The 17,583-nt window shown below is 60.7% G+C and carries 18 protein-coding genes; 9 read left to right on the forward strand and 9 right to left on the reverse strand.

Annotation, left to right across the window (positions count from 1 at the left end):
• Nucleotides 1-101: 101 nt before the first annotated feature.
• Complete coding sequence (locus ACP7D9_RS06600) at nt 102-653, forward strand: disulfide bond formation protein B (protein ID WP_101161547.1); 552 nt, start codon at nt 102-104, stop codon at nt 651-653.
• Nucleotides 654-835: 182 nt separating this feature from the next.
• Nucleotides 836-1,294 carry an Rsd/AlgQ family anti-sigma factor gene (locus ACP7D9_RS06605; RefSeq protein WP_039757408.1) on the forward strand — a complete coding sequence of 153 codons (459 nt, stop codon included), beginning with the start codon at nt 836-838 and terminating at the stop codon, nt 1,292-1,294.
• 56 nt (nt 1,295-1,350) lie between these two features.
• Here the strand turns inward: ACP7D9_RS06605 and ACP7D9_RS06610 are convergent, their stop codons facing one another.
• Entirely contained in the window at nt 1,351-2,016 is a 666-nt protein-coding gene (locus ACP7D9_RS06610) for an FKBP-type peptidyl-prolyl cis-trans isomerase (RefSeq protein WP_101161546.1), read from the reverse strand.
• 192 nt (nt 2,017-2,208) lie between these two features.
• Between ACP7D9_RS06610 and ACP7D9_RS06615 the strand changes: the two genes are divergently transcribed.
• Nucleotides 2,209-3,369: an AlgP family protein gene (locus ACP7D9_RS06615; protein WP_426156306.1), complete on the forward strand. Its 1,161-nt coding sequence runs from the start codon at nt 2,209-2,211 to the stop codon at nt 3,367-3,369.
• Here ACP7D9_RS06615 and ACP7D9_RS06620 read toward each other — a convergent pair.
• Complete coding sequence (locus ACP7D9_RS06620; protein WP_101161542.1) at nt 3,366-3,827, reverse strand: TIGR02444 family protein; 462 nt, start codon at nt 3,825-3,827, stop codon at nt 3,366-3,368. The genes ACP7D9_RS06615 and ACP7D9_RS06620 overlap by 4 nt on opposite strands.
• 50 nt (nt 3,828-3,877) lie before the next feature.
• On the opposite strand from ACP7D9_RS06620, the gene ACP7D9_RS06625 reads away from it, so the two are divergent.
• The 3 genes from ACP7D9_RS06625 (at nt 3,878) to rhtB (ending at nt 7,122) form a co-directional block, all read left to right on the forward strand.
• Nucleotides 3,878-5,788, forward strand: coding sequence for an ATP-binding cassette domain-containing protein (locus ACP7D9_RS06625; protein ID WP_101161540.1), 1,911 nt, complete (start codon nt 3,878-3,880; stop codon nt 5,786-5,788).
• On the forward strand, nt 5,788-6,369 hold the full coding sequence (locus ACP7D9_RS06630; RefSeq protein ID WP_101161538.1) for a mechanosensitive ion channel family protein: 582 nt from the start codon (nt 5,788-5,790) through the stop codon (nt 6,367-6,369). The genes ACP7D9_RS06625 and ACP7D9_RS06630 overlap by 1 nt, the downstream gene beginning before the upstream one ends.
• Before the next feature lie 120 nt (nt 6,370-6,489).
• Nucleotides 6,490-7,122 (forward strand): homoserine/homoserine lactone efflux protein, encoded by a 633-nt coding sequence (rhtB, locus tag ACP7D9_RS06635; protein ID WP_024014759.1) that lies wholly within the window; start codon nt 6,490-6,492, stop codon nt 7,120-7,122.
• Nucleotides 7,123-7,181: 59 nt separating this feature from the next.
• On the opposite strand, the gene ACP7D9_RS06640 is transcribed toward rhtB, so the two are convergent.
• From ACP7D9_RS06640 to ACP7D9_RS06660, 5 genes are all read right to left on the reverse strand, one after another.
• Complete coding sequence (locus ACP7D9_RS06640) at nt 7,182-7,928, reverse strand: penicillin-binding protein activator LpoB (RefSeq protein ID WP_426156309.1); 747 nt, start codon at nt 7,926-7,928, stop codon at nt 7,182-7,184.
• A 3-nt stretch (nt 7,929-7,931) separates the two neighbouring features.
• Complete coding sequence (gene lpoB, locus ACP7D9_RS06645) at nt 7,932-8,519, reverse strand: penicillin-binding protein activator LpoB (protein ID WP_039757415.1); 588 nt, start codon at nt 8,517-8,519, stop codon at nt 7,932-7,934.
• Nucleotides 8,520-8,555: 36 nt separating this feature from the next.
• Complete coding sequence (locus ACP7D9_RS06650) at nt 8,556-8,927, reverse strand: YcfL family protein (protein ID WP_016772611.1); 372 nt, start codon at nt 8,925-8,927, stop codon at nt 8,556-8,558.
• Between the two features lie 15 nt (nt 8,928-8,942).
• On the reverse strand, nt 8,943-10,337 hold the full coding sequence (locus ACP7D9_RS06655; protein WP_426156312.1) for a COG3014 family protein: 1,395 nt from the start codon (nt 10,335-10,337) through the stop codon (nt 8,943-8,945).
• Between the two features lie 206 nt (nt 10,338-10,543).
• On the reverse strand, nt 10,544-11,950 hold the full coding sequence (locus ACP7D9_RS06660) for a COG3014 family protein (protein WP_426156313.1): 1,407 nt from the start codon (nt 11,948-11,950) through the stop codon (nt 10,544-10,546).
• Between the two features lie 249 nt (nt 11,951-12,199).
• Here ACP7D9_RS06660 and ACP7D9_RS06665 point away from each other — a divergent pair, with 249 nt between their 5' ends.
• A complete protein-coding gene (locus ACP7D9_RS06665) occupies nt 12,200-14,098 on the forward strand; it encodes an FTR1 family protein (protein ID WP_426156315.1) in 1,899 nt (632 codons plus the stop codon).
• A 131-nt stretch (nt 14,099-14,229) separates the two neighbouring features.
• Nucleotides 14,230-14,685 (forward strand): YaiI/YqxD family protein, encoded by a 456-nt coding sequence (locus ACP7D9_RS06670; protein ID WP_426156317.1) that lies wholly within the window; start codon nt 14,230-14,232, stop codon nt 14,683-14,685.
• Nucleotides 14,686-14,849: 164 nt separating this feature from the next.
• Here ACP7D9_RS06670 and elbB read toward each other — a convergent pair whose 3' ends face one another.
• Both elbB and ACP7D9_RS06680 read right to left on the reverse strand, forming a co-directional pair.
• The gene (elbB, locus tag ACP7D9_RS06675; protein WP_101161526.1) at nt 14,850-15,518 is read right to left on the reverse strand and encodes an isoprenoid biosynthesis glyoxalase ElbB; all 669 of its coding nucleotides are present in this window, start codon (nt 15,516-15,518) and stop codon (nt 14,850-14,852) included.
• A 167-nt stretch (nt 15,519-15,685) separates the two neighbouring features.
• Nucleotides 15,686-16,345 (reverse strand): DedA family protein, encoded by a 660-nt coding sequence (locus ACP7D9_RS06680; protein WP_101161525.1) that lies wholly within the window; start codon nt 16,343-16,345, stop codon nt 15,686-15,688.
• Between the two features lie 207 nt (nt 16,346-16,552).
• Here ACP7D9_RS06680 and hemB point away from each other — a divergent pair, with 207 nt between their 5' ends.
• Complete coding sequence (gene hemB, locus ACP7D9_RS06685) at nt 16,553-17,566, forward strand: porphobilinogen synthase (RefSeq protein WP_101161523.1); 1,014 nt, start codon at nt 16,553-16,555, stop codon at nt 17,564-17,566.
• Nucleotides 17,567-17,583: the final 17 nt, after the last annotated feature.

Below are 17,583 nucleotides of genomic sequence, written 5' to 3' on the forward strand. Positions count from 1 at the left end.
TTTCCCTACATCTGTGGTGAACTGTCGGCAGGCCCTTGCCTTGAAAGGCTGACACGCTTTCCTCTACCGTAACTGCCTGTCTCTACTGTTACGGAAAAGCCATGTCGTTGGCCTGCTCACGCTCCTTGTTCTTCATCGCTTTCATTGCGGGGGCCTTTGCTCTGGGAGCTTCCTATTACCTCGAATATGCGGTGGGCCTGACGCCTTGCAGTCTGTGCCTGGTGCAGCGCTTGTTCCTCACCTTGCTGTGCATTGGCTGCGGCGTGGCGGCGGTGCATGGCCCCCGGCGTGGCGGATTATGGTGGTACTGGCTGTTTGCGTTGGGCGCCAGTCTGGGCGGAACCACCGCTGCCTGGCGGCAGGTGTTGATCCAGAGTGATTCCATGTTGCAACTGGTCAAATGCTCGCCGACTGTGGAATCACTTTTCAGTGGCTTGCCATGGATCTGTGCCCTGCAACGAATGTTCAACGGCGGTGCCGACTGCTCGGAAATCTCCTGGACACTCTTCGATTTGAGCATCCCGGAATGGAGCCTGCTGTTTTTTGTCGGTGTGTCCATTCTTGCGGTTTATCAGTTGTTGCGGCTGATCTGCAGTGCTCTGCAACGACCGGTCAGCGACGAAGCGTCGCACCACGTACTGGTCAGGGATTAAACACTTGTATGAACTTTATCTCCTGCGTACCTTGAAGCCATAGGCGTGCGGGCATAATCTGGCCGGCACGTGTCATTGGATTTATGTTGCTCGATGACGCTCTGCCCGATCGTCCACCCAGTCAAATCAGAACATGGGCGCGGGTGTAGAGCAGCATGACCCACAAGGGAAGAGAGATCGCCATGCTCGAAAGTTGTCAGAATGCTCAGGAACGTTGGGGTGGGGTTCATCTGCTGATCGACCGCTGGTTGCAGGAGCGTGAAGAGCTGATCGGCGCCTACGACAAACTCGGTGCGCAGCCTGATTCGCTGTCTGAAAGCCGCAAACCTCTACTGGAATTCTGCGGTGTGCTGGTCGATTACGTGTCGGCCGGTCACTTTGAAATCTATGAACAGTTGACTGGCGAAGCCAAGGCGTTCAACGACAAGCGCGGTCTGGAACTCGCCGAGACAATCTACCCGCGCATCGACGTCATTACCGAGAAGCTGCTCGCGTTCAACGACCTGTGCGATGAAGGTAAATGCGTTGCGGAGAAATTCAAGGAATTGGGCGGCTTGCTGCATGAGCGCTTCGAACTTGAAGACTGCCTGATCGAAGTGCTGCACACGGCACACAAGGCAGAAGACCCGGTTCAGGCCTGAACCACATCCTTGCGGAAAAACGGTGCGCCGAAAGCGCACCGTTTTTTTATGCCCGATCAGTTCGTCGCGCCACGCAGTTCCACTTCAAACACCAGTGGCGTGAACGGTGCGATCAGGTCGCCGGCACCGTCGGCACCATAGGCCTGATCCGATGGAATCACCAATCGCCATTTTGCCCCGACCGGCATGTTCTGCAGCGCCGTGCGCCAACCGGCAATCACGCTGTCGAGGTTGAACCATTGCGGTTGGCTGTTCTGGTCAAACACAGTGCCGTCCGGCAACTTGCCGACATACAACACCTGAACTTTTCCGTCGGGGCCGGCTTTGGCGCCGGAGCCCGGGACGAGTTCGGTCAGAAGGATGCCATCGGCCAATTCCTTTACGCCCGGTTTGGCTTTTTCCGCGCTGAGAAACCGTTGCTCGTTCTCCATCGCAGCATCACTCGATTGGCGTGATGCCTGCTCGGCATTGCGCGATTCGTGATCGGCCAGAATCTGTTCGATACGCGCTTCACTCAACGCCAGGGGCTTGCCCTGATACGCCTGTTGCAGGCCTTCGATCAGCGCCTGGATCTGCAACTGCGGCACCTCCTGGCGCAGCCGTTCACCGAGGCTGGCACCGAGGCTGTAAGCCAGGTCATGAGCATCATTCGCCGTGGTTTTTTCATCGGCGTATGCCGCCGAAAAAACCACGCAGAGGGACAAAATAAAGTAGCGCGACATGGGCACTCTCCGACCTGAGATGCGAGGGATTATGCCAGTGCAAACGTCTGCATCGGTGAACTGCTTTTACCCCGGTGCAGAACATTTCGGCTTCGGTGCAACGCAACGGCGCAGATACTGTCAACATGCCCTAGCGGCGGTATCAGCAGAGGTCTAGTATGAGCCGCACTCACGTCAGCCAGGAGGTAAACCATGTCGGCCACCAAGAAGCCTGTAAATACTCCGTTGCACTTACTCCAACAGTTGTCGGGCAGCTTGCTCGAGCATTTGGAAAACGCTTGCTCGCAAGCCTTGGCTGATGCTGAAAAACTGCTCGCCAAGCTGGAAAAACAGCGTGGCAAAGCGCAGGAAAAACTGCACAAATCGCGCACCAAACTGCAAGACGCCGCCACCGCCGGCAAAGCCAAGGCGCAGAATAAAGCCAAGGCCTCGGTGAAAGAACTCGAAGACCTGCTCGACGCGTTGAAAGATCGTCAGTCCGAGACCCGCAGCTACATTCTGCAGCTCAAGCGCGATGCTCAGGAAAGCCTGAAGCTGGCCCAGGGTGTTGGCCGCGTTCAGGAAGCAGTGGGTAAGGTCCTGTCGTCGCGTTCGGCCAAACCCGCAGCCGCTCCAGCGAAGAAAGTCGCTGCCAAACCTGCTGCAAGCAAAGCCCCGGCGAAGACCGCTGCGGCCAAACCTGCTGCTGCGAAAACCACCGCCAAACCCGCCGCCAAGGCACCGGTAAAAGCGCCTGCCAAACCAGTGGCGAAAACTGCAGTGAAGAAGCCGGCGGCGAGCGCGGCAACACCGGCGGCTAAAACCACTGCAGCCAAACCTGCAGCCAAAACCACCACTGCCAAGCCCGCTGCGAAACCGGCCGCGACCAAAACTGCAGCGGCTAAGACCGCAGCCGCAAAGCCTGCCGCCAAGACAGCGGCAAAACCAGCAGCCAAGCCTGCTGCAAAAACCGCCGCTGCGAAGCCTGCAGCCAAGGCCGTGGCTAAACCTGCCGCGGCCAGACCTGCTGCGAAAGTGGCGGTTAAACCGGCTGCCAAACCAGCCGCAACATCGGCAGCAAAACCTGCAGCAAAAACCGCTGCGAAACCGGCCGCCAAGCCTGCTGCTGCCAAGCCTGCTGCGGCGAAACCAGCGGCCAAGCCAGCCGCAAAACCAGCGGTGAAAAAGCCTGCTGCTGCCAAGCCAGCCGCTACCAAACCGGCTACCGCTCCAGCAGCCAAACCAGCGCCTGCGGCTTCCCCGGCTGCTCCAGCTGCGTCCGCACCGTCGTCCGCCGCTCACTCGACCCCTTCGACGGCGCCAGCGCCAGCCGCTTCGTCGAGCGTCAGCAGCACCCCGACCAGCGCTTCCTAAGTGCCGGTTGCCGCGACGCGCAGCACTTGCAGCGCGTCGCGGTTCAGGCTGGCTGCACTGCCGGCCAAGCCTTCAAGCCAGGTCACCGAACCTGCCTCGTTGCGCGTCCATTCCTGCGCCACACCTTCCAGCCGTGACAACAAGGTTCGTTCAGCTTCAAGCTCAAGTGACTTGATCTGCTCGCGCATGCCTGCCACCACCGCATCATCGACGGCCCGCACTTTCCATTGCATGCGCAGGCTTCGCAATGGCTGCACCACTTCGACATCCCACGGCGCGGTCAAGGCCTTGAGCAGGCGTACGCGCGGTTCATCGCAGGTCACCGCTCGCTGCTCCAGCCACAAACCGCATAGCAACAGGCAGACATTGGCGCCCGCCGTTTGCAATCGCAGGCAGGCATCTTCCACGCCCGGTCGGGCGTAGACATCAAGGGCAAAGCTCCACAGGTCAGAGGACATCGTGCTACTCGCGCCAGTTGTGAGCGAAGCTGGTAGACTCCGCCGCCATTATGATCCGACTTCAGAACCTGACTTTACAGCGTGGCCCGCAACGTCTGCTAGAAGACGCCGAGCTGACCCTGCACGCCGGCCACAAAGCCGGCCTCATCGGCGCCAACGGTGCCGGCAAATCCAGCCTGTTCGCCTTGCTGCGCGGCGAGTTGCATCCGGATTCGGGCGACTGCCTGCTGCCGGTCGACTGGCGCATCGCGCACATGCGCCAGGAGGTCGACACCCTTGAGCGCCTGGCGGTCGACTATGTGCTCGATGGTGACCTGCGTCTGCGTGAGGTGCAGCGTGAGCTTGCCGCCGCCGAGCAGGCCCATGACGGCACCGCGCTGGCGCGCCTGCACGCCGAACTCGACAGCGCCGACGGTTACACCGCCGATGCACGGGCGCGCAAGCTGCTCGCCGGTCTTGGTTTCACCAATGAGCAGATGGATCGTCAGGTCGGCGATTTCTCCGGTGGCTGGCGGATGCGTCTGAATCTGGCACAGGCACTGATGTGCCCCTCGGATCTGCTGCTGCTCGACGAACCGACCAACCACTTGGACCTCGACGCAATCATCTGGCTCGAAGAGTGGCTGAAAAGCTATCCGGGCACCTTGCTGCTGATTTCCCACGACCGCGACTTCCTCGACGAAGTGGTTGATCACGTCGCCCATGTCGATCAGCGCAAACTGACGCTCTACCGTGGCGGCTACACCGCGTTCGAACGCGCCCGCGCCGAGCGTCTGGCCCAGCAGCAACAGGCCTACGAGAAGCAGCAGGCGCAGCGTGCGCACATGGAAAGCTACATCGCTCGCTTCAAGGCCCAGGCGACAAAGGCCCGTCAGGCGCAGAGCCGGATCAAGGCGCTGGAACGCATGGAAGAACTTTCGGCGGCCCACGTCGATTCGCCGTTCGACTTCGTCTTCCGCGAGTCAACGAAGATCTCCAGCCCACTGATCGACCTGTCCGATGCACGTCTGGGTTATGGCGACAAGACCATCCTGGAGAAGGTCAAGCTGCAACTGACTCCGGGCGCGCGGATCGGTCTGCTCGGGCCGAACGGCGCGGGTAAATCGACGCTGATCAAGAACCTCGCCGGTGAGCTTGAACCGCTGGCCGGGCGCCTGACCCGTGGCGAGAACACCGTGGTCGGCTACTTCGCTCAGCATCAACTCGATTCGCTGGATTCCAAGGCCAGCCCGTTGCTGCACTTGCAGCGGCTGGCGCCGGGCGAGCGCGAGCAGACCTTGCGTGACTTCCTCGGCGGCTTCGACTTCCGTGGCGCGCGCATCGATGAGCCGGTGCTGAATTTCTCCGGTGGCGAGAAGGCTCGTCTCGCGCTTGCGTTGATCGCCTGGGAGCGGCCAAACCTGTTGCTGCTCGACGAACCGACCAACCACCTCGACCTGGAAATGCGTCTGGCACTGACCATGGCACTGCAGGAATTCAGCGGTGCGGTGCTGGTGGTGTCTCACGATCGGCATTTGCTCAAGAGCACCACCGACAACTTCTATCTGGTCGCCGACGGCAAGGTCGAAGAGTTCGATGGCGACCTGGAAGATTACGCCCGCTGGCTGGTGGAATACCGCCAGCGTAATGCGCCGGTCAGCAACACACCGGTCAATCCGGACAAGACCGACAAGAAAGCTCAGCGCCAAGCGGCAGCAGCGTTGCGCCAACAACTGGCCCCGCACAAGCGCGAGGCCGACAAGCTTGAAGCCGAGCTGGGCAAGCTTCACGAGAAACTGGCCAAGGTCGATGCCAGCCTCGGCGACAGCGATATCTACGAGCCGGCACGCAAGAATGAACTGCGGGATCTGCTCGCCGAACAGGCCAAATTGAAGGTTCGTGAAGCCGAGTTGGAAGAAGCCTGGATGCAAGCGCTGGAAACCCTGGAAAGCATGCAGGCGGAGCTGGAGGCGTTGTCCTGATGGAAGCCTTCAAACTGCCCTTTGCGGCGGTATGGGTCGAACCGCTCTGGTTCACCGCGCAGATTCTGCTGATTCTGCTCGCGGGTTACCTGACCCAGCGTTTCGTCGCCAAAGGCCTGACTCGCCTGGGTGAGCGTTATCCTTTCCCGCCGCAATTGCTGATGCCGCTGCGTGGCGTGCTGCGCTGGCTGATCATGGGCAGCGCGCTGCTCTTCGTGCTTGAGCGCCTCGGCGTTTCGGCGACAGTGCTGTGGACGGCGCTGTCGGGTTTTGTCGCGGTGGCGGCGGTGGCGTTCTTCGCCATGTGGAGCGTGCTGTCCAATCTGCTCTGCGCGATCCTGATCTTCACCGTCGGACCGTTCCGCCTCGGCGATGTGGTCGAGCTGGTGGACACCACCGACAAGCCTGGCGTCAAAGGCCGGGTGATCGCGATCAATCTGCTCTACACCACGCTGGTCGAGGCCGAAGAACTCGGCACCGGCAGCGCCATGGTGCAGGTGCCGAACAGCCTGTTCTTCCAGCGTTCGGTGCGGCGTTGGCGCGGGACGGATGTGTTGCCGTCGAGCGGGTTCGAGAAGTAGCTTTTTCAGCGAGATCAAAAGATCGGACGATCGCGGCCCGAGCCTTCGGACGATCTTTTGCTTTTAAGCCCAAAGCGCATTAGCTTGAGCGTCTGTCACGATTCAGAGCCGAGGTGTGCGATGGAGCTTCAAACATGGCTGGCATTCTTTGCCGCCTGCTGGGTGATCAGCCTGTCCCCGGGCGCGGGCGCCATCGCGTCGATGTCCAGCGGTCTGCAATACGGATTCTGGCGCGGCTACTGGAACGCGCTGGGCCTGCAGATCGGCTTGGCGGTGCAGATCGCGATTGTCGGCGCGGGTGTGGGTGCCGTGCTCACCGCATCGGCCACAGCGTTCCATGCGATCAAATGGTTCGGCGTCGCTTATCTGGTTTATCTGGCGATCAAGCAATGGCGGGCGCTGCCCATGGACATGAGCGATGACGCCGCGGTACGGCCGATCGGCAAGCCGCTGGCCCTGGTGTTTCGCGGCTTTCTGGTGAACATCAGCAACCCCAAGGCGTTGGTGTTCATGCTCGCGGTGTTGCCGCAGTTCATCAATCCCCACGCGCCGCTGCTGATTCAGTATGTGGTGATCGGTGTGACGATGGTGTTTGTCGATCTGATCGTGATGGCCGGTTACACCGGGCTGGCGTCGAAGGTGCTGCGTCTGTTGCGCACGCCCAAACAGCAGAAGCGCATGAACCGCACCTTTGCCGGGTTGTTCATTGGTGCGGCGGCGTTTATGGCGACGTTGCGTAAAGCGGCGGCCTGAAGCACTCGGGCAGAAAAAAGGCGACCTTTGCGGGTCGCCTTTTTGTTTCTCTCGGTCGGTCAGCGCAGAATCACCGGCGCCGTATCACGCGGTAGATTGTTGCGCTGCGGCGCCTCGCGCGGTTGCTCGTAACCGCCACCACCGCCGAGCTGCATGCTCAGTTGCCCGGCCACGTCTTCCCCCAAGGCCTTGGACACGTCACGCACCACCCGCGGACGATTCAGCGAGATCTTGATGTCGCGATGGTTCACCAGTTTGGTGTCCTGCGCTTCGCCCATCGCCGTGAAGGCCGAGGTGATCTCGTAAGTCTTGGTGTTGATCAGACTGAAATCCGCCACCAGTGTCAGGCCCAGTACCGCCGAGTAGCTGTCGGTATGCGCCAGCTCGTTGACGTCCTGGGTGAAGTCGATGTCGGACACAGTGCCGAACAACACGTAGTCGGCGCCTTTGAAGTTGCCGGCCTTGATGCGTTTGATCACGTCATACACATCGCCTTTGGACGAGGCGGTGTACGGCGTGCCCTGCACCAGCTGGAACATGCCGGTACGCAGAATTTCACCCTTTATGTCGCCGGTGAATTTGCGCAACTCGCCCTGTTCGATGTAGCTGGTGGTCGCTTCGATCTCGTTGTAGCTCGAAGAGCCGCTGGCGCTGTAGTAGCTCTCGCGGTGATTGCTCTGCGCCGAAACGATGTGGATGTATTGCTCCACGCGCTCCTGATACGCCAGATCCGTCACCGCCACTTTCGGGGCCGCCTGCGCGCTGAACGCGCAAGCCAGGGCCATCATGCCAATCCATGTGCGCATTGCTTAACGCTCCGTGGTTTTGCGGATCTCTTTTTCGTCCATCCACTCGGCCAGACCGCTTTCGACATCGATCAACTGCAGGCTGAATTTGTAGAAGACGTCCTTATAATCGCTGCTGCGCTTGACGATCGAGCTGATCGAGCCTTCGATGCGGTACTTGGCGGCAATCATATTGCCGGTCTTGGCCACGGTGCTTTTCTTGTACAGACCGCTCTGGTTTTGCAGTTTGAGCTGGTCAACCTGGCTCTGCATTGCGTTGTTATCGCTGGCGAAGCGCGCGACGCCGGTCTTCATCAGCTGGGTCTTGATGCTGGTGGTGATTTCGCGGGTATCGATGTACTCGCTGGTCTTGTTTTTCACGTCGTAGACCTGAACCACGGGACGACCCTGCAGAATGCCGGACTGGGCCAGCGAGCGGGTCATCGATTCGGCGATCATTTGCAGGTCGGTCGAACCGAATTCGTTGGTCACGGTTTCAACGGCTTTGGTGTCGCCGTAACTGATGTTCTTGCTGCCCAGGGTCGGCGAAGTGTTGGCGCAACCGGAGGCCAGCAGGGCGATGACGGCGATGCAGGAAAAGCGTGCAAACATGAGAAAGCTCTCTCAATCAGAAAAAGGGTGGCGGGCTTAAGGCGTTTTGATTTCCAGACGGAAATCCACGGCTTTCGGGGTCGGAGCGATGGCTTGAATGAAGCTGGTCTGAGCGCCATACATCATCTGGCTTTTCCAGACCTCTTCTTCGGCAACCGGGAAACCTTCGGCGCCAAGCCAGGCGAAGCGGTAGTAGAAGATCTTGTTGCTGTTGAGGGTGTTGCTCAACTGCACATTGACGGTCATGAAGCCGTTTTCGCGGGCCACGCGCATGGCGCCGACGACGATGTGTTTCTGCGGCCCCATGGCCACGACTTTGCTCGCGGCGCTGCCCGGCTCAGGTGGCGGCGGGGTGGCGCAGCCTGCCAACAAGGCGAGGGCGGCGACGGCGATAATCTTCAAGCGCATTGCAAGACTCCGTTCTTAAGGTTGTTTGAGGCTGGCGACGTTGGTCGCGCCAGCGCTCGGCATTACGTGAGCAGCGATGCCGCCAGCGAACACCTGGTTGCCAACGGCGCGCAGGCTGACCACTTGATAACGCTGATCGACGGTGACCTTGACCACCGAGCCGCCCACGGCGCTCGGCAGGGTAACCTGATGCTCACCCTTTTTCAGGCGCAGGCGCACCACTTGGGTGTTGTCCGGCAGGGTGCGCCACGTACGGGTATCGGCACCTTCCAGTACCGCTGAAGAAATGCCTACGGCGAGACCGGCCAGCGGATTGGTTTCGTTGATCTGCTTTTGCGCCACGCCTTTGGTGATCGCCCGCACGGTGGTGCGCACGATGATCCCGGGCATGTCATCGCGCAGCGCGCGGCGCGACATAGCGGTGGTGCTGTTCAGCGCGGTCAGGTCAACTTGCTTGCCATCGACACCGATCTGCGCGAACGGCGCGGTGGAAGTGTCCGGTTTGATGATCGGGAACGACAGCGGGGTGATCACCACATTGTTGGAAATCGGCAACGGCAGCGGTACGCGAATCGAGTCGCGGGCCGGGGCCAGGCCGCTCTGCACTACGATCAGGATATCGCTGTCGTCAGACTTCGAAGGTTTGTCGAGGTTGACCAGCGCCTGCTCGAGCAGCGGCGTGTTCGGGCGCAATTCGGCAGCCTTGCGATAACCCGGCGCGGCCAGATCCTTCTCGCCCAGGGCTTCGTAGACGAAACCGGCGAGGTAATGGCTGAACGCGCTCTGATAGCTGTTTTTCAGGCCGACCACTTCCGGCGCGTCGAGGCTGGCAACCGGATAACCCTGAAGATCCTTGTACTGAGTCTTGATGCCTTCTTTCTCGGCCTGTTCTTCGCTCTTGAGGTATTCCTTGTCGCGCAGGTCGGCGATCACCGCTTCGCGTTCGTGGGTCTTTTTGATCGCCGTGCGGGCGCCGTCGAAATCGTTGACCGCCAGCAGGTTCAGGGCCATCTGCGTGGTCAGCATGACTTTTTCGTAGTCGTAGCCTTCGTAGCGGCGCACCTTGTCGTTGACGATGAAGCTGCCGAACTGTGCCAGGTACTTGGCGGAGTCGAGCTTGACCGCGTCTTCCCACTGACCGACTACCTTGTCCGCGCTGCCCCAGGCGTTCTGGCTGCCCGACAGATCGCCCTTGGCGCGCAGCAGTTCACCTTTCTCGAAGTAATAGAGCAGGTCTTTGTCGGTGCCGCTGTTGTTCTTTTCCAGCAGGGTCAGCGCCGCGTCGACGTTGCCGGAAGCCAGTTGCTGGTTGGTCTGGGCCAATTCGGAATCGTAGTTGCGAAACGCTGCACAGCCGGACAACAGAGTGACGGCGCTGAGCGCGAGCAGAGTGGGGGCGCGGAATGCCATGGGTACTTCTTCCCTGAGTAGCAAAACTTGCAGCCGCGGGTGCTGGTCGGGCTGGTGTGACCTATCGACGGCGGCGTTGGCCTCCTGCCAATTCCTCAAGTGTGAGGAGCTTGTGTTGCCGGCTCGCTGAGCGAGGGCGCGGCATTATAAACGCGAGATGATGGCTATGTAATATCTTTTCGCTTTCATTATTTGATGGTGTGCCATCACTTGTTCGCGGAATCAGGTGGGCTTGGCGCAGGTTTATGCTGTGGCACGAAGGCTGATCCAACGGTAAAAACCTGGTCGCGCAATACACGCAAATGCAGAACTTGCCGATCCTGATCGACGCGAAGTTCAAATGGGCTATCAATGGGCGCTGCCGCAAAACGGAAGGTGTGCAGGCCTTTCTTCAGGCGCAGGCGGGCGATCAGCGTCTTGTCCGGCAACGCTCGCCATGTACGGGTGTCGGCTTCTTCAAACGGATCATGCTGAGTGACGATCAACGAGGCTTTCGCCGGGTTGCGCTCGTTTTCCTGCGCTTGACCGATGGCGGCCATGTTGGCGCGGAACATCGCCCGCGAGATGATTTGCGGCATGTCATCGCGCAGTGTGCGCATGGACATGTCGGTCACGCTGTTGATCACGGCCAGCGGCTGTTTATGGCCATCCACAGTTAAATGCTTGAGATTGGGTGTGACCGAATCAGGCACCATCACCGGGAATGAAATGGGCGCGATGATGACCAGCGTTTCGTTCAGACGAACCGGGATCGGCACCTGTACGGAACTGCGAGCCGGGGCCAGCCCACTCTGGATAATCAGCAACACATCGCTTTCATCGGCTTTCGCTGGCGGTTTATCGAGATTGCGCAGGGCCTTTTGCAACATGGGCATGTCCGGCCGCAATTCGATCGCCTGACGGTAACCGGCCGCTGCCAGGGCGCGCTCGCCGAGGGCTTCGTAAGTGAAGCCGGCCAGATAGTGGCTGAACGCACTCTGGTAGCCGTTTTTCAGTTCCACGACCTGCGGCGCCTCGAGCAGGCCGACCGGATAACCCTCCAGGTCCCTGTAATGCAGGGTTTTGCCTTGGGCTTTTGCCTGTTCCTCGGCCGCTTCGTATTGCTTTTCCCGCTGGCGGGCGATCAATGCTTCGCGTTCGTGGGTTTTCCTGATGTCTGCGCGGGCGCCGGCAAAGTCATTGACGGATAGCTGGTTCAAGGCCATTTGCGTAGTCAACATGACCTTTTCGTAATCGTAGCCTTCATAGCGGCGCAGCTTGTCGTTGACCAGCATCGTGCCCATTTCGTCACCGAAGCGCGCGAGCAATTTCATTGCGCCGGACGGGTTGGCCTCCTCGCGCTGGAAGATCATCCGGTCGGCATTGCGCCAGGCGTCCTGGCTGTCGGGCAGGACACTGCCAGCGCTGAGGATCGCGCCTTTTTCCAGGTAATACAGCAGATCCTTGTCTTCCCACGGGTTGTGCAATTCCACCAGTGCCAGAGCGCCGTCAAGATTGCCCCGGGTCATTTGCTCTGTGGTCTGCTGCATTTCAAGATCGTAGTGGCGATAGGCGGCACAACCGCTCAACTGAACAGCCACGCAGAGCAGCAAAACGAACGGAAGACTGCGCATTGACCTTGATTCCTTGCACGCAATGGCTCTGGGGCGGGCAGTATAAAGTGGATGATGGCAAATGGCTGCGATCTTCATCGGGCGTGTCGAGGCAATCGGCAGCGGGCGGTGCGGCCATACTCATCGACAAACGCTGCTGCCGTCTGCCGGGTATTTCCTGCCAATCAAAGCGAAACGCCGACAAAGCTTGAGAGAAATGTCTTCGAAGTGAACAATATGTAACTTCGCATTTCCATTTGAGATTCGTTCATGACTGCCTCGTCCCGATTGCTGGCCTGGCTGCTGTTCCCGATATTGTCTCTGAGCAGCCTGCCGCTGCTGGCCGATACCGTGGAAGGCGCGCCGCAAGCGTTGCACCTGCTCGACTACATCAGTGCCGATTACCCGCCGACGGTCGCGGCAGGCAAAGTCATCGACGACGGCGAATACCGCGAACAACTGGAATTCACCCAGGTTCTGCAAGGCTTGATCACTGCGTTGCCAGCCAAACCGGAAAAAGCCGCGCTGGAGCAGGGCGTCAAGTCGTTGCATGCCGCCATCAGTGCGAAGCAGGACGGCGCCGATGTTGCCCGTCAGGCCCGGCAGTTGGGCGCGAAACTGGCCGTGGCGTATGAAGTCAGCCAAGCGCCGATCATCACCCCGGACCCGGCACGCGGTGCGCCGTTGTATGCGCAGAACTGCTCGGTGTGCCACGGCGAGACAGGCGCTGGCGACGGCCCGGCCGGCGTTGGTCTGACGCCCGCGCCGGCCAACCTGCGTGACGCCGCGCGCATGGATCACCTGAGCCTGTACGCGATCTACAGCACCCTCGGCCAAGGCGTCGAAGGCACAGACATGCCGGCGTTTGCCGATCAGCTCGATGATCGCCAGCGCTGGGATCTGGCCACCTACATCGCCGGCTTCAGTGCCGATGCGGCGGCCGCCAAGTCCGACAAGGTCTACAACATCGCCGACCTGGCCCGGCAGACGCCGGCCGAAGTGCAGGCTGCCGAAGGCGCAGAGGTCGCGGCAACTTTCCGCGCCCAGCGTGCGCAACCGCCGCAGGTCAAGCGCGGCCCGGCGCAGTTGCTCGACTACACCGCCGCCACGCTGGACAAGAGCCTCGCGGCCTACCGCGCCGGTGAGCACGATCAGGCCTATGACCTGTCTGTCGCGGCCTATCTGGAAGGCTTCGAGCTGGTCGAGAGCTCGCTGGATAACGTCGATGCCAACGTGCGCAAGGACACCGAAAAATCGCTGATGGCGTACCGGCAGTCGCTGCAGGACGGTCTACCTGTTGAGCAGGCCGAGCAGCGTCTGGACGCGGCCAAGGCCAAACTCAAGGAATCCGCCGGCCTGCTGGGCAGCGATGGTCTGAGCTGGTCGCTGAGCTACATCTCCGGTCTGCTGATTCTGCTGCGCGAAGGCCTGGAAGCGATTCTGGTGCTGGCGGCGATCCTCGCCTTCCTGCGCAACACCGGCCAGCAATCGGCCGTTCGCAGCGTCAACGTTGGCTGGGGCTTGGCATTGCTGGCGGGCTTGGGTACCTGGGCGCTGGCGGCGTATGTGATCGATGTCAGCGGTTCGCAGCGTGAGTTGCTCGAAGGCGCCACGGCGCTGTTTGCCAGTGTCATGGTGTTGTGGCTCGGCGTATGGATGCATGACCGCCGTCACGCGGCGGCCTGGCAGGATTACATCAAAAGCAGCCTGGTCGGCGGCGGTGGACGTTTTGGCTTTGCGATCCTTGCGTTTTTCTCGGTTTACCGCGAGCTGTTCGAAGTGATCCTGTTCTACGAAACCCTGTGGCTGCAGGCCGGGCCTGCCGGGCACAACGCGGTGCTGGCCGGTGGTGCGACGGCGCTGGTGCTGCTGGTTGGCCTGGCGTGGGTGATTCTGCGCGGCTCGGCGAAACTGCCGCTGACGCTATTCTTCAGCATCAACGCCGCGCTGTTGTGCGCGTTGTCGGTGGTGTTTGCCGGGCACGGCGTCAAGGCCTTGCAGGAAGCCGGGATCTTCGGCACACGGCCGGTGGCGTTCTTTGAATTCGACTGGCTGGGGATTCATGCCGATGCCTATTCGCTGACCGCGCAGGCAGTAGCGATTGTGGCGATCGTTGTGTTGTATGGGCGCAGTTGGGTGGCGGAGAAGCGCCGGGTTTCGGCTGCCTGATTGAGCGATCCCAAAAGATCGCAGCCTTCGGCAGCTCCAACAGGGTCGTGCATGTCGCAATGTCACCCCGCGACGCGCACTCTGTCGGAGCTGCCGCAGGCTGCGATCTTTTGCTTTTAGAGGTAAAGGACATGCGTGTATGGATCGATGCCGACGCCTGCCCACGGGCGGCGAAGGATCTGGTGGTGAAGTTCGCGCTCAAGCGCCAGTTCGAAGTGGTGCTGGTTGCCGGGCAGCCGCAGACCAAGCCGGCGCTGGCCATCGTCAAACTGATTGTGGTGCCGAGCGGGCCGGATGCGGCGGATGATTATCTTGTCGAGCACGCCGTGCCGGGCGAGCTGGTGATCTGCAGCGATATTCCGCTGGCTGATCGGCTGGTCAAGAAGGGCGTGGCGGCGCTGGATCCGCGTGGCAAGGAGTTCGATGCGCAGAACATGGGCGAACGCCTGGCGGTGCGTAATCTGTTCACCGATCTCCGGGAGCAGGGCCAGATGAGCGGCGGGCCGGCGCCGTTTGGCGAGCGCGAGAAGCAGGCGTTTGCCAATGCGTTGGACCGGATTCTGACCCGGCTCATCCGCAAGCCCTGAGTCTTGCACAATGATGATCGTTCCCACGCTCTGCGTGGGAATGCAGCCTTGGACGCTCTGCGTCCGCTGCTATTGGTCGTACATCTGTGGTGAGGCCGGAACGCGGAGCGTCCCTGAATGCATTCCCACGCGGAGCGTGGGAACGATCAGGTGAAAGAAGGGGATCAAGCGTCGTTTTCGTGGGTCAGTTCGAGCACGCGGTCGACAAGTTTGTTGATGCCCGAAGCCGCTTCACTGATGGTCTGCGCCAGCATGTAGGCCGGGGTGGTGACCAGTTTGCGCGCCTTGTCTTCGACGATCTCGGTTACCGCGCACTCTTCGTGGGTCGCGCCCATTTTGCTCATGGCCGCGGCGGTGTCGGCATCGTTGCCGATGGTGCAGGTCACGCCGGGGCCGTAGATTTTCGCTGCCAGCGCCGGGGAGATGCAGATCAGCCCGACCGGTTTGCCCGCTTCGGCAAATGCCTCGGCCAGGGCCAGCACTTCCGGTTGCACGGTGCAGCCGGCGCCTTCGATGGCGAAGTTCGACAGGTTCTTCGCCGCGCCAAATCCGCCGGGCACGATCAGTGCGTCGAAGTCTTCGACGTCGGCGTCGCGGATATCCTTCACGTTGCCACGGGCAATGCGCGCCGATTCCACCAGCACATTGCGCGACTCGGGCATTTCCTCGCCGGTCAGGTGATTGATCACATGCAATTGCGCAATGTTCGGCGCAAAGCACTGCACCTGCGCGCCGCGCTGGTCGAGGCGCAGCAGGGTGATGACACTTTCCTGGATTTCGGCGCCGTCGTACACGCCGCTGCCGGACAGGATCACTGCAACTTTTTTGCTCATGGGCTTCTCTCCAGATTCATGGCGCTCAATGTCCCTTAAATCGTCGCGCGTGGCCATAGGGGCATGGGCGACGCGCGCGGGGGCAGAGCGCTCTCTCAATGGATCGCAACGGCGGCGGGGTGTTCATTATTTGCCTGGACTGCGCCTGGCAGCTGCCAGCGAACGGCTTATTCGGCTGGCGTTTTTGGCTCGGCAGGATTGTTCGTTTCGGCCAGCGGCAACTGCTCGGCCGCAGCGGCTTTGGCGAGCTGCTCGTCCTGATGGATTTTCTTCGCCAGTTGCGCATTCTTGAAGCGGCGCCGCAACCACAGGCCCAGCCCGAGGATCAGCAAGGCGCCGAGCACCCACAGCTCGTACTTCTTGATGCTGCCGAGCATGCCTTCCAGCACTGCACCGAAGTGATAAGCCGCCGCAGCCAGGGCGGTGGCCCAGATCGCCGCGCCGATGCCGTTGAGCAGCAGGTAGCGTCCCGGCGGATAACCGGACAAACCGATTGCCACCGGCATCACCGTGCGCAGACCGTAGACGAAGCGGAAGCTCAGGACCCAGATGTCCGGATGCTTGCGGATGTGCTCCAGCGCGCGGTCGCCCATCAGCTGCCAGCGCGGTTTGCGCGCGAGCAATTTGCGCCCGTGCTTGCGCCCCAGGAAGTACCACAGCTGATCGCCGGCATAGCTGCCGAAGAACGCCACGACCACCACCAGGTTGATGTCCATGTATCCACGGAACGCGAGGAAGCCTGCGAGCACCAGGATGGTTTCGCCTTCGAAGAACGTGCCGAGGAACAAGGCAAAGTAGCCAAAGTCGTGCAGAAATTGTTGGAGCATTGTCTGGGTGCTGGCGAAATGAACGCGCAGCCTAACCCTTCAGGCACATTCGTGAAAGTATCGAAATGTGTCTCGACGTGAACAATTCCTACACTGAGAATGGAATGCGGCTACCTGTCACAGGTCTCACACAACTGTCATCCGTTCGTCATAATGGCCGTCTATAACTGTCACGCTCGCCCGTTTGCGCGGGCTCAGGAGTCTGCCGTGAGCTTTACCCCCGCCAATCGTCTGTTCCCTGCCACCCGTTTGCGCCGCAATCGCCGTGATGATTTTTCCCGGCGATTGGTGCGTGAAAACGTGCTGACCGTCGATGATCTGATCTTGCCGGTGTTTGTACTCGACGGTGAAAACCGCCGCGAAGCCGTGGCCTCGATGCCGGGCGTCGAGCGACTGACGATTGATCTGCTGCTTGAAGAAGCCGCCAAGTGGGTAGAGCTGGGCATTCCAGCGCTGGCACTGTTCCCGGTCACGCCGCCTGACCTGAAATCCCTCGATGCCGCCGAAGCCTGGAATCCGCAAGGCATCGCCCAGCGCGCCACGCGCGCCCTGCGTGAGCGTTTTCCGGAACTTGGCGTAATCACCGATGTGGCGCTGGACCCATTCACCACCCACGGTCAGGACGGCATTCTCGACGAAGACGGTTACGTGCAGAACGACATCACCGTCGATGCGCTGGTACGTCAGGCGCTGTCCCACGCTGAAGCCGGCGCGCAGGTCGTCGCGCCATCGGACATGATGGATGGCCGCATCCAGGCGATTCGTGAAGCGCTGGAAATCGCCGGTCACGTCAACGTGCGCATCATGGCCTACTCGGCCAAGTACGCCAGCGCCTATTACGGGCCGTTTCGCGATGCGGTGGGTTCGGCGTCGAACCTCGGCAAGGCGAACAAGGCTTCTTATCAGATGGACCCCGCCAACAGCGACGAAGCGCTGCACGAAGTCGGTGCGGACTTGTCCGAAGGCGCGGACATGGTCATGGTCAAGCCGGGCATGCCCTACCTGGACATTCTTTTTCGGGTCAAAGATGCCTTCAAGGTGCCGACCTTCGTCTATCAGGTCAGTGGCGAATACGCCATGCACATGGCCGCTATACAGAATGGCTGGTTGAGCGAAGCGGTGATCCTTGAGTCACTGACCGCCTTTAAACGTGCCGGTGCAGATGGCATCCTGACTTACTTTGCCGTTCGTGCCGCTCAATTGTTACGAGAGCAGAAATAGCCCTCCCAGGAACATTC

Origin of the sequence: Pseudomonas sp. TSRC2-2 (assembly GCF_049897785.1) — a bacterium.
In the GTDB taxonomy this organism is placed as follows: domain Bacteria; phylum Pseudomonadota; class Gammaproteobacteria; order Pseudomonadales; family Pseudomonadaceae; genus Aquipseudomonas.